The sequence below is a fragment of the Acinetobacter sp. YH12145 genome, from assembly GCF_013418335.1.
Lineage (GTDB): Bacteria > Pseudomonadota > Gammaproteobacteria > Pseudomonadales > Moraxellaceae > Acinetobacter > Acinetobacter amyesii.
Window position 1 is genome coordinate 20401 of the sequence record NZ_VPCE01000007.1, and the last position, 14647, is coordinate 35047.

The 14647-nt window shown below is 40.2% G+C and carries 15 protein-coding genes and 1 tRNA gene; 9 read left to right on the top strand and 7 right to left on the bottom strand.

Annotation, left to right across the window (positions count from 1 at the left end; translation table 11 throughout):
- Positions 1–1017: an EF-P beta-lysylation protein EpmB gene (gene epmB / locus FTU80_RS08770; RefSeq protein ID WP_180004886.1), complete on the bottom strand. Its 1017-nt coding sequence runs from the start codon at positions 1015–1017 to the stop codon at positions 1–3.
- A gap of 389 nt (positions 1018–1406) precedes the next feature.
- Between epmB and efp the strand changes: the two genes are divergently transcribed.
- The 7 genes from efp to FTU80_RS08805 all read left to right on the top strand — a co-directional run bounded on the left by efp (position 1407) and on the right by FTU80_RS08805 (position 8817).
- Entirely contained in the window at positions 1407–1976 is a 570-nt protein-coding gene (gene efp / locus FTU80_RS08775) for an elongation factor P (RefSeq protein ID WP_067762759.1), read from the top strand.
- 194 nt (positions 1977–2170) lie between these two features.
- A complete protein-coding gene (locus FTU80_RS08780) occupies positions 2171–4273 on the top strand; it encodes a carbon starvation CstA family protein (protein ID WP_180084771.1) in 2103 nt (700 codons plus the stop codon).
- 13 nt (positions 4274–4286) lie between these two features.
- Positions 4287–4589: a YbdD/YjiX family protein gene (locus FTU80_RS08785; protein ID WP_078190160.1), complete on the top strand. Its 303-nt coding sequence runs from the start codon at positions 4287–4289 to the stop codon at positions 4587–4589.
- Between the two features lie 262 nt (positions 4590–4851).
- A complete protein-coding gene (locus FTU80_RS08790; RefSeq protein WP_373685202.1) occupies positions 4852–5775 on the top strand; it encodes an AAA family ATPase in 924 nt (307 codons plus the stop codon).
- A gap of 12 nt (positions 5776–5787) precedes the next feature.
- Positions 5788–6693 carry a DUF58 domain-containing protein gene (locus FTU80_RS08795; RefSeq protein ID WP_180084773.1) on the top strand — a complete coding sequence of 302 codons (906 nt, stop codon included), beginning with the start codon at positions 5788–5790 and terminating at the stop codon, positions 6691–6693.
- A 3-nt stretch (positions 6694–6696) separates the two neighbouring features.
- Entirely contained in the window at positions 6697–8709 is a 2013-nt protein-coding gene (locus tag FTU80_RS08800; RefSeq protein ID WP_180084774.1) for a DUF3488 and transglutaminase-like domain-containing protein, read from the top strand.
- A 31-nt stretch (positions 8710–8740) separates the two neighbouring features.
- Positions 8741–8817, top strand: a tRNA-Val gene (locus FTU80_RS08805).
- 171 nt (positions 8818–8988) lie between these two features.
- Here the strand turns inward: FTU80_RS08805 and FTU80_RS08810 are convergent.
- From FTU80_RS08810 to FTU80_RS08830, 5 genes are all read right to left on the bottom strand, one after another.
- The gene (locus tag FTU80_RS08810) at positions 8989–9741 is read right to left on the bottom strand and encodes an SDR family NAD(P)-dependent oxidoreductase (RefSeq protein ID WP_180084775.1); all 753 of its coding nucleotides are present in this window, start codon (positions 9739–9741) and stop codon (positions 8989–8991) included.
- Positions 9742–9765: 24 nt separating this feature from the next.
- Complete coding sequence (locus FTU80_RS08815) at positions 9766–10263, bottom strand: hypothetical protein (RefSeq protein WP_180084776.1); 498 nt, start codon at positions 10261–10263, stop codon at positions 9766–9768.
- Positions 10264–10401: 138 nt separating this feature from the next.
- On the bottom strand, positions 10402–11196 hold the full coding sequence (locus FTU80_RS08820) for an SDR family NAD(P)-dependent oxidoreductase (protein ID WP_180084777.1): 795 nt from the start codon (positions 11194–11196) through the stop codon (positions 10402–10404).
- Positions 11197–11214: 18 nt separating this feature from the next.
- Positions 11215–12129 (bottom strand): SMP-30/gluconolactonase/LRE family protein, encoded by a 915-nt coding sequence (locus tag FTU80_RS08825; protein WP_180084778.1) that lies wholly within the window; start codon positions 12127–12129, stop codon positions 11215–11217.
- Between the two features lie 46 nt (positions 12130–12175).
- A complete protein-coding gene (locus tag FTU80_RS08830) occupies positions 12176–13009 on the bottom strand; it encodes an NADP-dependent oxidoreductase (RefSeq protein WP_180084779.1) in 834 nt (277 codons plus the stop codon).
- A 190-nt stretch (positions 13010–13199) separates the two neighbouring features.
- Between FTU80_RS08830 and FTU80_RS08835 the strand changes: the two genes are divergently transcribed.
- Entirely contained in the window at positions 13200–13457 is a 258-nt protein-coding gene (locus tag FTU80_RS08835; protein WP_180084780.1) for a LysR family transcriptional regulator, read from the top strand.
- Complete coding sequence (locus FTU80_RS08840; RefSeq protein ID WP_180084781.1) at positions 13451–14107, top strand: LysR substrate-binding domain-containing protein; 657 nt, start codon at positions 13451–13453, stop codon at positions 14105–14107. The genes FTU80_RS08835 and FTU80_RS08840 overlap by 7 nt, the downstream gene beginning before the upstream one ends.
- Before the next feature lie 222 nt (positions 14108–14329).
- Here FTU80_RS08840 and FTU80_RS08845 read toward each other — a convergent pair whose 3' ends face one another.
- The gene (locus FTU80_RS08845; protein WP_180084782.1) at positions 14330–14623 is read right to left on the bottom strand and encodes a hypothetical protein; all 294 of its coding nucleotides are present in this window, start codon (positions 14621–14623) and stop codon (positions 14330–14332) included.
- Positions 14624–14647: the final 24 nt, after the last annotated feature.

The window sequence follows — 14647 nt, forward strand, 5'->3', positions numbered from 1 at the left end:
TCAAAAAGTTGAAGCCCCAAAAAGCGGTGTCTTGTTTTTTTCGCCCGCTATTTCCCGTACAAGTTTAGGAACCAAATAACCAGGTAGGTTCTCTAAAACTTTTTTATAAATTAAATCAATATCCTGAGCTGGTGTATCAAAATGATGAGCACCTTTTACTTTATCCAGAACATGCAAATAATATGGCATTACACCTGCGTCGAATAAGCGGTAACTCAAATCGACCAATACTTCTGCAGAATCATTAACCCCTTTTAATAAGACTGCTTGGTTCAGCACGGTGATCCCTTGTTTGACAAGCTGTTGAAGCTGGCTGCACGTGAAGTCATCTAGCTCTGATGGATGATTTGAGTGTACCACTAGAATAATGCGTAGCCTACTGTTTTTTAAAATAGAAACCAGCTCTTCATCGACACGGTTGGGGATTACGATAGGAACTCGTGAATGAATTCTCAAAAATTTAATTTGTGGCAAAGTCGATAAACGTTCAATCCACACTTGAAGTTTACGATTTGATAGTGTGAGCGGGTCTCCACCACTTAAAATCACTTCATTAATATCGGGTTGTTGTTCAATATATTGTTTAATGTTTGCCCAATCGTCATTTTTAGGCAGGTTTTCTTGGTAGGGAAAATGACGGCGGAAACAATAACGGCAATGGACCGCGCAGGCACCGGTTAAAGTCAGTAAAAAACGAGACTTGTACTTATGTAATACCCCTGGCTGTTGGTTAGCCTGCTCTTCACCTAAAGGGTCGGTGACAAAACCGGCGTGTTCTTCAAGTTCCAAATGATGCGGTAGAACTTGGAGTAAAAGCGGATCAAGCGGATTACCTTTTTGCATTTTTTCGACAAAAGCGCGCGGCACACGTAGGCGAAACTCATCTGCTGCGAACTGAGCACCCGATAATAACTGATCATGCGAAAGTTCTAATACATCGAGTAATTCTTGAGGATTTGTTATCAAATCACTCAATTGGGTTTGCCAGTTTTGCTCTTGAAATAAATAGTTTATCATGCCGATTGTTTAAAAAATGCAGAATGGTGAGTGGGAGAATATTGCTGAAATTAATGCGTCGAACTTTGAAGTGTAAGCTGAAATAATTCCGAAAAAGCTTACACCTGATGAAGCCTACGAAACATTTATTAAGTTTCAGTAAACAGCAATTTTACCTGTTTGTGGGCATTGTATAAACAAAGTTCTTTAATGTCTGAGTGTAAGTTAAGCAGCTTGACCCCTTTAATGGGGATTTTTTCGTTGCGACATGGTGCATTGGTCATTTAGAATACGCAATATCACATTAATGTGCATGTGGCAGCCAATGTTACAGTCAGTACTTGCTAAATGACATGTTACAGCCCATAGCATCTATAGATTAAAGTTAGTAAGTTTGGAGTGAGCCAGTCATGGCCTATTATTCTACGAATGATTTCAAGTCAGGCCTTAAGGTCATGCTTGATGGTAACCCATGTTCAATCATGGAAAACGAATACGTAAAACCAGGTAAAGGCCAAGCTTTTAACCGCGTAAAATTACGTAACCTTAAAACTGGTAAAGTTTTAGAAAAAACTTTCAAATCTGGTGATTCACTAGAAGCTGCTGACATCCAAGAAGTTGAAATGAACTACTTGTATAACGACGGTGAAATGTGGAACTTCATGGACCCAGAATCTTTCGAACAAATCGCTGCTGATAAAGTTGCTATGGGCGACGCGGCTAAATGGTTGAAAGATGACTCTAACGAACTTTGCACAATCATGTTATGGAATGGTGTTCCTTTAACTGTGAGCGCGCCAAACTTCGTTGTATTAAAAATCGTTGAAACTGATCCAGGTGTACGTGGTGATACTTCAGGTGGTGGCGGTAAACCGGCTAAGCTTGAAACTGGTGCAGTTGTACGTGTTCCATTATTCGTACAGCAAGAAGAAAGCGTTCGTGTAGACACTCGTACTGGTGACTATTTAGAACGTGCATAATGGTTTAAAAATAGACTATTATCGAAAGGGATGAAGTGATTCATCCCTTTTTTTATACCTATTGGTTTAAATTTTTATTCCAAAGTATTAGATGAAAAAACCTATAACAGGAGTAGAGTTTCAAGGGAAGAAACAGCAGTACCTCGAACAAGAAAAATCAAGCTGATTTATTTCAACATTTATGAGGGATTGAGATGGAAAACATTCAACCGAAGTCAGGAATGGCTTCGAAGATTATCTGGCTGTTTGTAGCCATTCTAGGTGCCGTTTCATTCGGCATACTAGCACTCAGTCGAGGCGAGCATGTCAATGCAGTTTGGCTGATCCTTGCAGCAATCTGTGTGTATAGCATTGCATATCGTTTTTATAGTTTATTTATTGCCAATAAAGTCTTTGAACTGAATGAGCGACGTTTAACGCCTGCTCATCGCTTAGCTGACGGTTTGGATTATGTGCCGACCAATAAAAGCGTTCTATTTGGTCACCACTTTGCTGCGATTGCAGGTGCAGGTCCTTTAGTCGGACCGATCCTTGCTGCGCAAATGGGTTATTTGCCGGGAACAATTTGGCTCTTGGTGGGTGTTGTTCTCGCAGGTGCGGTTCAAGACTTTTTAGTCTTATTCATCTCGACGCGTCGTGATGGTCGTTCACTCGGTGAAATGGCAAAACAAGAACTTGGCTCATTTGCCGGAATCATCGTGATGCTTGGCGCACTTGGTGTGATGATCATCATTCTTGCGGTACTTGCTTTGGTGGTTGTAAAAGCGTTGACCAATAGTCCGTGGGGTGTCTTCAGTATCGCTGCCACTGTACCGATTGCGATTTTCATGGGTATATATATGCGATTTATCCGTCCGGGTAAAATTGCAGAAGTTTCAATCATTGGTTTTGTACTGATGATGGCTGGGATTATCTATGGTGGCGACATTGCACAGCATCCGTACTGGGGGCCATTCTTTACACTTTCAGGTACTGAACTAACTTGGTGGTTGATTGGTTATGGTTTCGTGGCATCAGTATTACCTGTTTGGTTACTGCTTGCACCACGTGATTACCTATCTACCTTCTTGAAAATTGGTGTTATTGCAGGTTTAGCAATCGGGATCATGTTTGCTTTACCTGAGATGAAAATGCCAGCGGTAACGCATTTTATTGATGGTACAGGTCCTGTATTTGCAGGCTCAATGTTCCCATTCTTGTTTATTACCATTGCCTGTGGTGCAATTTCAGGTTTCCATGCGCTCGTTTCTTCAGGAACGACACCGAAGCTTGTGAATAATGAAAAAGATATTCGCATGATCGGTTATGGCGGCATGTTGATGGAGTCTTTTGTTGCGATTATGGCTTTGGTCTGTGCAACGATTCTTGAGCCTGGTGTGTATTTTGCGATTAATGCGCCAGCAGCTGTGATTGGTACAACGGTTGAGTCCGCTGCAGAAGCAGTTCGTACATTAGGCTTCGTGGTAACACCTGAAGCATTGACCTTACTTGCACAAGAAGTGGGTGAAAATTCGATTCTGTCTCGTACAGGGGGTGCACCAACATTTGCGATTGGTATGGCGCATATCATTACGGAAATTTTTAATAACCGTTCAATGATGGCGTTCTGGTATCACTTTGCGATTTTATTCGAAGCACTTTTCATTTTAACGGCAGTTGATGCGGGTACACGTGCATGTCGTTTCATGGTGCAAGATACTGTGGGTATCGTGATTCCTGCGGTAAAAAACTCACATAACTTCTTCGGAAATCTGTTAGGTACAGCGGTGGCTGTTGCAGGTTGGGGCTTCTTCGTTTACCAAGGCGTGGTTGATCCACTCGGCGGTATTAATAGTTTATGGCCGCTATTTGGTATTGGTAACCAAATTCTTGCTGCGATGGCATTGATCTTGGGTACAGTGATTTTATTCAAGATGAAAAAACAAAAGTATGTTTGGGTGACGATTATCCCAACAGTATTCTTGTTTATTACTTCCATGACCGCTGGTTGGCAGAAGATTTTCCACGAAAATCCAAAGATTGGTTTTTTGGCTCAGGCAGATCGTTTTAATGCAGCAATTGCGAAAAATGAATTGTTGGCACCTGCGAAAACCATGGCTGAAATGCATACGGTTGCATTGTCGAATCAAATCAATGCCGGTCTTTGTGCATTCTTTATGATCGTGGCATTTGTGATGTTATTTGCAGCGATTGGTGTGGTGCGTCGTGCCTTGGCAAATCCAAATCCATCGGTGAATGAAGCAGAAGCAATTTACCGTGACCCAGCTGAAATTAATCCGTCAAATTCAGCACATTAATAGGGGAATATGAATGAACCTGAAGTTTGCAAAAAGTGGAAAAACGGTGATTTATAAAATCATTAAAATGACCATTATGTCGCAGAAGGATTTAATTCTGAACCCGAAAAATTGGTCACGTATTGCGACGTTGTGGCAACGTTTACAGCAAAGCTTCCGCCTGATGGTGGGTGTGCCAGATTACCAAAACTATTTGGAACATATGGCAAAACATCATCCTGATTTGGAAGCGATGGATGCAAAAACATTTTATCGTCACTGTGTAGATGCACGTTATCCATCAGCTGGTGGTGACATGAAGAAGTGTCCTTGCTAATGCAGTGACTCGAGCCAAAAATCTAAGAAAAAAGCGTTCTTCGGGACGCTTTTTTTATTGCTGATTTGTGATCAGTCGAAGCGAAAACAACCCTTTTGTATATTCAATAAATATCAAGAGTATCTATTTAAAGTATGGAACTGGGTATTGCTTGGAGATAAACACTGTATTTTTAAATAAAACCCTGTATGTTAGTCATTCATTTAACTTTTTTATTGGGGAATAAAAGGTGTTTTGGGGATCAGAGAAAAGCCAACAAAATATTACATCAACGCTTTTAAGTGAGCAGAGCCTTGCGCCTTTTTACCCGAAAATAAATACATTCCTCGAACAAATTAACCAAATTATTTTGGATAAAAATCAGCAAACCAAATTGGCTTTAGCTTGCCTATTGGCAGGCGGGCATGTGCTATTTGAAGACTTACCTGGTTTAGGGAAAACGACATTATCTAGCGCCTTGTCACATTTGGCGGGATTAAAGTTTCAACGGATTCAATTTACCAATGACATGCTGGCTAGCGATGTGATTGGGGTAAATATGTTTAATCAAAAAGAACATCATTTTGAGTTTAAATCTGGGCCGATTTTTACCCAAATTTTATTGGCAGATGAAATCAACCGTTGTAGTCCAAAGACCCAAAGTGCCTTATTAGAAGCCATGGAAGAGGGGTATGTGACGGTTGATGGTGTGCGCTATGCTTTGCCTCAACCATTTTGGGTGATTGCGACACAAAACCCTTTATTTCAAAGTGGTACTTATGCCTTACCTGAGTCCCAGTTGGACCGGTTTTTAATGCGTTTGTCTTTAGGTTATCCATCGCGTCAGGCAGAGAAATTATTGCTCCAACAAACTTCACGCCATGATCTGATTGCGGCATTAGCATATATCTTTAATGAAGCAGAAATTTTACAACTACAAGGCTTTGTCGAGCAGATACATCTGAGTGATCGTTTAATGGATTACATTTTGGATCTTGCTGCTGAAACACGTAAAGGGAGACATGGTCTTTCTACGCGTGGTGTTTTAGCCTTAAAGAAAGCTGCGCAAGCCTATGCGCTGATTGAGCAGCGAAATTATGTGAATCCTGACGATGTGCAAGCGGTGTTTACAGCGGTAGTGTCTCATCGAATTGGGCTGTCAGATCTTGAAGCCTTTAAGCTTTTAGAACAAGTTTCGATTCAATAAGGGAGTTGAACCTTGGCTTCAATGTGGCAGCAATGGATTGAACGTCGATTTAAAATTGATCAGCACAAGCAGCTGACTCAAAAAGACGTCTTGATCTTTATCTATCAGCAAGGCTACTTGTATTTGGTGTTAATTTTCATCACCTTTATTGCAGGTGTGAATTATGCCAATAATTTGATTCTAGGCTTTTGCTTTTTAATTAGTGCTGTACTGTGTATTAGTTTCTATATTACTTTTAAGCAGCTTCATGCGTTACAGATTCAAATAAATGTTGTTGATACACCGCAAGCAGGTGAATTACTTTCGGTCGATATTTACTTTAAGCAAGATGCTGAACAGGCAAGATATTTGTGGATTAAAACTGAAAATCAGCTACATAAATTATTGTTCAATACGCAACAGCAATGCTTTCAATTAAATTTTACAACCAGCCAACGCGGTGTTTTTCAGATTCCACCCATACACATTTATAGTGTTTATCCCTTTGGTTTAGTACGGGCCTGGACGTATTTATATGCACAGCAGACTGCGTGGGTTGCCCCACAAGCCAGTTTGCATTCCGTTGAAAATAAGCAACAACAGCAAAACTTTGAACCTGATCTTGATGAATTTCGCGAATTACGCAGTTTTCAGACGGGGGATTCACTTCATGCGGTGTCTTGGAAACAAGCAGCACGAGGACAAGGCTTATATATCAAAGTCTTTGAACAATATGAAGATCTAAAGAAATTGGAGATTCATTATCACCATATGCCAGCTCAAAGTCATGAAGAAAAACTTAGCCTCATGATGGGTTTGGTCGAGCAGGCTGAAAAAAACCACGATCAATATGCACTGTATTTACCTAATGCTGAGTTAGCATCAGGCACTGGAGCACTGCATTTTTCCGAAGCAAAACGGTTATTGGCGCAGGCTTAAGAGATGATTGAAAATACCATACGCCGCTCAATATTACTCACTTTAGCCTTGGTGCTCATTGCACAAATGCTTTATATTCCTGTGGCAACATCATTGGTATTTTTAGTCATTTGGCTTATTTTATTACTCAATACTCGCGCCAGTAAAAAACCATTTTCTAAAATTTTAACCTATGTGCTGACATTGACTGCTTTATTCAGCATTTACTTAAGCCATAAAACCTTTATTGGTGTTGATGCAGGAGTTGCAGTACTTAGTACATTTTTATTTGCTAAATCTTTAGAAACAAAAACACGTCGTGATGTAATTATTTTATTTAACTTTGCGATGTTTGTGATAGCCAGTAGCTTTCTATTTAGCCAGTCCTTTGCCATGGCACTGGTTATTTTATTGGCACTGTTGAGCTGTTTTATTGGATTATACCGTTTACAGACCGTTGGTTTTAGCCAAAACTCAGGCGGTGAAATACAAGCGATTAAACAAGATATTGGGCATGTGGGAAAATTTATTGCCTTAGCTGTTCCATTCTTTATTTTGCTGTTTCTCTTTTTTCCACGCCTGCCGCCACTATGGCACATTCCAATTCCTGAAAATAAAGCCACAACAGGTATTAGTGACAGCATGTCTCCAGGCGATATTGCTGAGTTATCGCAGTCGAGTAGTTTAGCTTTTCGTATAATCGGTGATATTCAAGCCTTGCCACCACGTACAGAGCTGTATTGGCGGGGGATGGCATTAGATGAATATGATGGCACTAAATGGACCAGTCATTTTGTAAATCAACAAGCAACTCAATTTGATGTATCACAAATACTACCGAGCAAGACTTTAAATTACCAATATCTTGCTGCTGACCCTAGTGTAATGTGGGTGATGGCCCTTGAGCAATCTGTGCCTACAGAGCCACGATTTCTATTTGGTCAAGATGGTCGAATTACGCCTTATCGTTTAACGGCTCGGACCGAACCAATTCAATTAAAATGGTTAGGTATAGCATCGCTTCCGCAAGTGGTTCAGTCACAGTGGTTAGCTAAACTAAATACGCGTTATGTACATCAGTTAGATCACAAGTCTCAACGATTGGCTCAAGAATTATGGGGTAAAAGTGGGGCGGATCCAGAGCGTTATATAGATCAAGTATTTCATTGGTATCAAAACAATAACTTTGTTTATACTTTAAGCCCCGGTGTGCTTGGACAAAATCGTATCGATGATTTTTTATTTGGTTCACGACAAGGCTTTTGCGAACACTTTGCTTCAAGTTTTGCAATGTTGATGCGTTATGCTGGAGTGCCAGCACGAATCGTTGTGGGTTATCAGGGTGGTCAATTAGCACCAGATGGTAAAAGTTGGGAAGTTCGTCAGCTCGATGCTCATGCGTGGACAGAGGTTTATGTCAATCAAAATTGGCGTCGTATTGATCCGACGGCCATCATCGCACCGCAGCGTATAAATGGTGGAATGCAGGATTATATGGCACAAGATCGTACAATTTTTGGAACAAAGCAGTCGACTTGGGCCTATCAGCAATTTGCCATATTGAAAAAAGTCCGTGTATGGAGTGATTATGCGAGTTACCAATGGCAAAGCAAGGTCGTAGGTTATAATACTGAATCTCAACAACAATGGTTCAAAAAGCTCGGTGTAAATTCTGCATATGCAGGAGGTTTAATACTTGTATTGAGTATTGGTGGAGTTGTTGTATTTTATTTTATATGGATTATGTGGAAAAAAAGAAAAAGTTTAAGCCCTCTCGAAAGAGAAATTACCAATTTTGCAAAGAAATTACCCTTGAACCTACAAAAAGGAACTTCTGAAAGTTTTAGGTATTGGCTACAACGTTTGGCTGAAAATGTACCTGAACAAGAAAAGGATTCATTCGAACAAGCTATTACGTTATTTGAACAGGAAATTTATGTAGGTAGAGCGCTAAGTTCTCAAGATATTCAATGTTTTAAGGCTTTGCTTAAAACTTGTACGCAAAGTTTAAAAAACTCAGAAAAGGGCTTGTCATAAAAAATAAAAATGAATATGATGCTTGGACTTCAGGTGTATAGCTCAGTTGGTTAGAGCGCTACGTTGACATCGTAGAGGTCTCCAGTTCGAGTCTGGATATACCTACCAAATTCAAAAAGCAGAATCAAAATGATTCTGCTTTTTTTTATCTGAAATTGTTAAATTAACCTATTAATATTCATAAATATATTCAAGGATTTGAAATTAAAGTTCTAAAATAATATAGAGATAGAGCATCTGTTCATTACAATTTCATTCCTAATTGATGATTCAGACCATTTAAGCAGTAAAGCCTCCATCCACTAAAATTTCAGATGCTGTCATATATGATGCTGCTGGACTTGCAATAAATGCAACAACTTCAGAAATTTCTTCAACTTTTGCATAGCGGCCCAATGCAATCATAGGTAAAATGATATTACTCACAGCTCCTATTTCTGGGTTCATATCGGTATCTGTAGAACCGGGTAAAACTGTATTTACTGTAATACCGCGAGGACCTAGATCTCGCGCAAGGCTTTTGCTAAAACCGCTGATTGCACCTTTGGTTAAGGTATATAGCGAAGCGGTAGGGAATGCCGAAAAATTTGTCATAGCAGACCCAATATGAATGATCCGTCCACCCGTTTTCATATGGCGAACGGCTTCTTGGGTAGCAACAAATACTGCAGTGACATTGACTGCAATCATTTTTTCATAATCGCTTAAGCTGAGCTGTTCAATATCTCCGGTGATGCTCATACCTGCGTTATTCACCAAAATATCGATGCCGCCATAAGTTTCAACAGTGGTCAAAATTGCTTGTTTAACTGCTTCGGGTCGTGCGGCATCAGCTTGAATAGCAAGTGCTTGCATGCCTTTAGCGAGGATTTCCTCAACTACAGCATTGGCTTTTTCAGGGGACTGGTTATAAGTAATCACCACGGTTGCACCAAGATCTGCAAGTTTTTTCGCAATCGCAGCGCCAATGGATCTCGAACCACCTGTAACTACAGCAACTTTGTTGGATAATACGTGCAGATCTTTAGGCATTAGTTTCAACCTCTTGGAGTTTATTTATTTCACAATTTTATGTGGGGCAGGCAAAGCAAGATCATCTAGATTTGGATTGAATAAATCCTGATTGGTCGCTTCTGCAAGTTCAATGATATAACCCGGTGCGATTTCTAAACGGCCTTGTGCGCCCATAATATTGGGTGTGCGTTTTTGTAAGATTGGAATGCCATTTTTTTCAGCCTTACGATATACGGCTTCAATATCATCTACAACAAACATGATTTTTGTGTCACGAATAAAATCTGGGAGTTTGGCCACATGTTCAGATTCAAGGACGACTAAGGACACATCACCCAACACAGACTGTAAGCCGACCACCAACAAGTTGAAATATTCTTCAATTCTAAAAAGATACTCGACATGACCGTCAAATAAGTCGATATAGTTGCGAATATATTGTTGTTCTTGTCCTGACTCTAAAAACACACGTTCATAAGGGCCTGAAACTAGATTTTCTGCAAAAAAAGTATTCTCGATTTTACTGTTTATATGGCTCATCTTTTTTCTCCACTGCTTAGGTGTGTTGTTAATTTAATGTTGTGGGTAAAGCAAAGCGTCATTAGCGCTTCTTATAGGTGACTTAAATTCTCTAAACCTAGATATCGCTAATGACTGAGTTGCGATTTTAAAAAATATTTATTTAACGACAGGTTTTTCGGTTAAAGGCATGCCATTGAGAAGATAACCGCCATCAGCTGCCACCACTTGTCCTGTGACAAAGGACGCTTCGTCAGAGCTGAGCCATAATGCTAAATGAGCAACTTCTAATGGATCTGCACCACGGTGCATTGGGGTTGCATCTTCAGAATGCTGTTTGAAATTTGAAATGATGGTTGAAGTCTTATCTGTCATTGGGGTGATGGTATAACCTGGCACGACGACATTAACCCGGATGCCGAAAGGTGCATATTCCATCGCAACAACTTTACTTAAACCAATCAGACCTGATTTTGAAGCGGCATAAGCTGCAAGGTTTGCAGCACCTGTCAATCCGCCAATTGAAGATGTATTGACGATTGCACCTGAATTTTGTTTCAGCATTTGACGTGTTTCTGCACGCATTAACAGGAAATTACTGGTTAAGTTCACTGAAATAATGCGATCCCAGTCTTTTAATTCAGCATTCACAATCGGTGCATGCACACCTGAAATACCTGCGTTATTAAAGGCAATATCTAAACGACCATGCTGTTCTACAATGCTTGAAATCAAACGGTCTACATCGGCTTCTACGCTAACATCTGCTTGGATATAACCAATGTTTAAGCCTTCAGCCTTTGCTTCGGCTTCAAGTTCTGTGGCAGGGCTACGCGCAACGCCGATTACAATTGCACCGCGACGTGCATATTCGAGTGCGGCTGCTTTTCCTATACCAGAGCTTGCACCAGTAACTAAAACTACTTTATCTTTAAATTGAGTATTATTTGACATGATCTTTTCCTTATAAATTTATAGTTCGTCTGCATAATGAAGTTTTAAACCGCGGCGCGGCCACTGTGCTTTATATAAACGGCCTGTACCGGATGCTGTGATAAATGCGGTTTGCATGTTTTCACCACCGAAACAGATATTGGTGACCGTCGGATCTTTAAGAGGCACTTCGACAAAATCAATCACTTCACCTTGCGGGGAAATAGTGGTGATTCCGCCTTTAGGCATGGTTGCCACACTGACATTGCCTTCGGCATCGACAGCAAGAGAATCAAAGAAGGTAAAATCGCCCAAGCCAACCAATAAATTTGCGCCATGGCCAGATAAATTAAGCTCACCTGCGGCTTGAATTTCCCACCACCAGACACGGCCTGTGATGGTTTCAGATACATAGACACGCTTGCCATCTGGTGAAATACCGACACCATTTGGGGTAAATAAAGGGGAAACGAGGCGTTTGACTAAACTGCCGTCTAAGCGCCCATAACTGAGTGAACCGAGGTCCATGTCATGCTCACGGCGTTGCCCATGATCGGTAAAGTAAAATCCGCCTTGGCCATCCATCACGATATCGTTTGGCGCTAAAATGGGACCATCGGCATAGTGGGTATAGAGGTTTTTGACTTCACCATTCGGGTGAATTGTTTGTATACGTCCGCCGATAAAATCTTCTGGCTGCGGGCCTGGCGCAATTAATCCATCAGATTCTTTCCAAGATATTCCGCCATTGTTTGCAACATAAATGATGCCGTCAGGGCCTAATGCAGCACCATTCGGTGCACCTTGCACCTGAGCAATAATTTCAAAATGACCATTTGGGTATAACCGTTTTAGGCTTTGGCTTTTAAGCTCAACAACAATCGCTGAGCCATCATTTAGGGCAATAGGGCCCTCAGGAAAATCTAAATTTTCCGCAAAAACTTCTAGTTTCATTTGAATTGCCTTTTAGTTTTTCTATTTTGAAAATGCGTGAGCAGGATTAATTAAAAATCAGTACGCTTTTTCCTTTGGTATGGCCGACTAAAATATCGGCATAGGCCTCTTGTGCATGGTCAAATGGATACTCACGGCTGACGACCCAGCTAAAGCGTCCATCAGCTACACGTTCAACCACATATTTCAGATTTGACGGTTTCTTTTTCACCCAAACGGCTTGGATCCTCTCTGAAGTTAAACGTTTACCAGCGGTTGAACCCATGAATCCACCATCTTTAACAGTGGCTAAGGAAGCTTGGGTGGCATCTTCATTACCGACTAGATCGATAGAAGCATCAAATTTTTCAGGGTGGATTTGATCTAAACGCTCGATTAGGCCTTCGCCATAAATCACAGGTATTGCGCCTAATTCACGAACATAGTCTTGGTTTTTAGCAGATGCTGTCGCGATGACCTCAATGCCTTTTTCTTTGACCAATTGAATTACAATTGATCCAACTCCGCCTGAACCGCCATGTACTAAGAGTGACTTAATAGGGCCGATTTCATCTAAAATCGTCATTGCAGTTTGACCCACGCCTGCAAGTGTTCCTGCAACAGCCCAGCTTAAATTTTCGGGTTTTTTCACTAAATTAGTGATGGGAACGTCAATAATTGTTGCATGGGTAAATGCACCGCCTGAGCCTAAAACCTCGTCACCTACAGCCCATGTGCTATTGGTAGTCTCCGTAATCACACCTGCATATTCAGTACCAAAGGCTTGCGGCATAGGCGAATGCTTGAATTCACCTGTCATTCGACGTGCATCAATCGGGTTGATGCCTGCGGCTTTTACTTGAATACCTGCCATGCCTGCTGAAAGTGGGGGGAAGTTCATTGCTAATGAATTCTAGGACGTCGGATTGACCATATTGTTGTGCGATTAATATTGTACTTTTCATTTATATAAACCTTGTTGAATACTTGATTCAGCCTGAAGGGATATATTCAGTATAATTTTTATACATTAAATGAGAAGAGTTATTATTACACTACACTATTCCATATTTGATACTAATAAGAGCAAGATGAAAAAATTACATGATCTGAATAGTCTGAAAATTTTTAGAGATGTGGTGAGTGCCGGAGGCTACTCAGCTGCACATAAAATTACCGGTCAATCGCGGGCAACACTGAGCCGTAATATTTCACAGCTAGAAGCGGAGGTGGGTGCACGCCTGATTGAGAGGAGTACACGCAGTTTCCGTTTAACCGAGCAAGGGCAGGTTTTATATGACAGTTGTCTAGAAATTTTTTTCAACTTGACCACACGTTTTCAATGTTAGAAAGTCAGCAGGTCGAGCCAAGTGGTCTTGTTAAAATTGCGATTCCCCCCTCGCTTTTGCACTTTTATAATTTTAGTGATGAAATTTTAAAATATATGACTTTGTATGAAAAAGTAAATATTCATATTGAAGCGACAAACAGACAGGTCGATATTTTAAATGAGGGCTTTGATTTCGTCATTCGGGCACGTAATAAAATCGATTACCCATTGGGATATGTGCCTGTCTTTTTGGCACATATGGAGCTTTGTCTTGTAGCACATCCGAAATGGAGAAATAAATTCAAACCATCACTGATGGATACATTAGAAAACATTCCTGCCATTATTTGGAAAGGTGTGGAGGGAGTGACACATTGGCAATTTATGAATAATGAAAATCAAAGTGTTGATATAAAAGTAAAACCGCGCTTGATTGTTGATGATATGACGATGATGAGAAATGCTGCGCTAGATGGATTGGGGCTGGTTTTGATCCCGTATATCTATGTAGAAAATGACATCGCTCTAGGCCGTTTAATTCTAATAGAATCCGAGCTAATTCCAAGCAAAAGTAGTATTCACGCTGTTCATTTAGGTCAAAAAGGCATGCGGCCTGCGGTGCGCCACTTACTTGATTGGTTAAAAGAGCTCACGATTAGTTTAAGATAGCTAAATTTGCTCAAGATTTGAAATAATTTAGCTGTATATAAAATACTTTTAAATTTTTTTATTAATACTGTTGGTGTTAACTGAATGAAGTATTAATGAAAGAGCTCTATTAGGTACATTACGTAGCATAAATAATAAATCTAATTTTAATTCTTTATTTAAATAAGCGCGTTTATGTTATTTCAAAGCCTAAAACTTTAATTCAGATTACACTGACTTGTATCAATTATAATTAATAACCAATACTTTGCGGTTTTGATTTTCCGTATTCTCAATAGAAATATCCGCAGTTTTGGACGTCTGTTTATTGAATGGGGAATAAGCACTGAAATCTTGTTGAATTTTCAATTTGGATATTGCTTCTTTTAAATCCAAACAAGCCTGTTCTGTCGACTGCTCAGCACAGGTAAACTCAGAAATTGTACCGGTGAAGTTGATTTCATCAGCATGACCATTGGTTCCAATTCCACAAAATATTATTATACTTAATAAAGTTACATATTTATCTAACTTCATCTCTTTCCCCATTATTGAGATGTT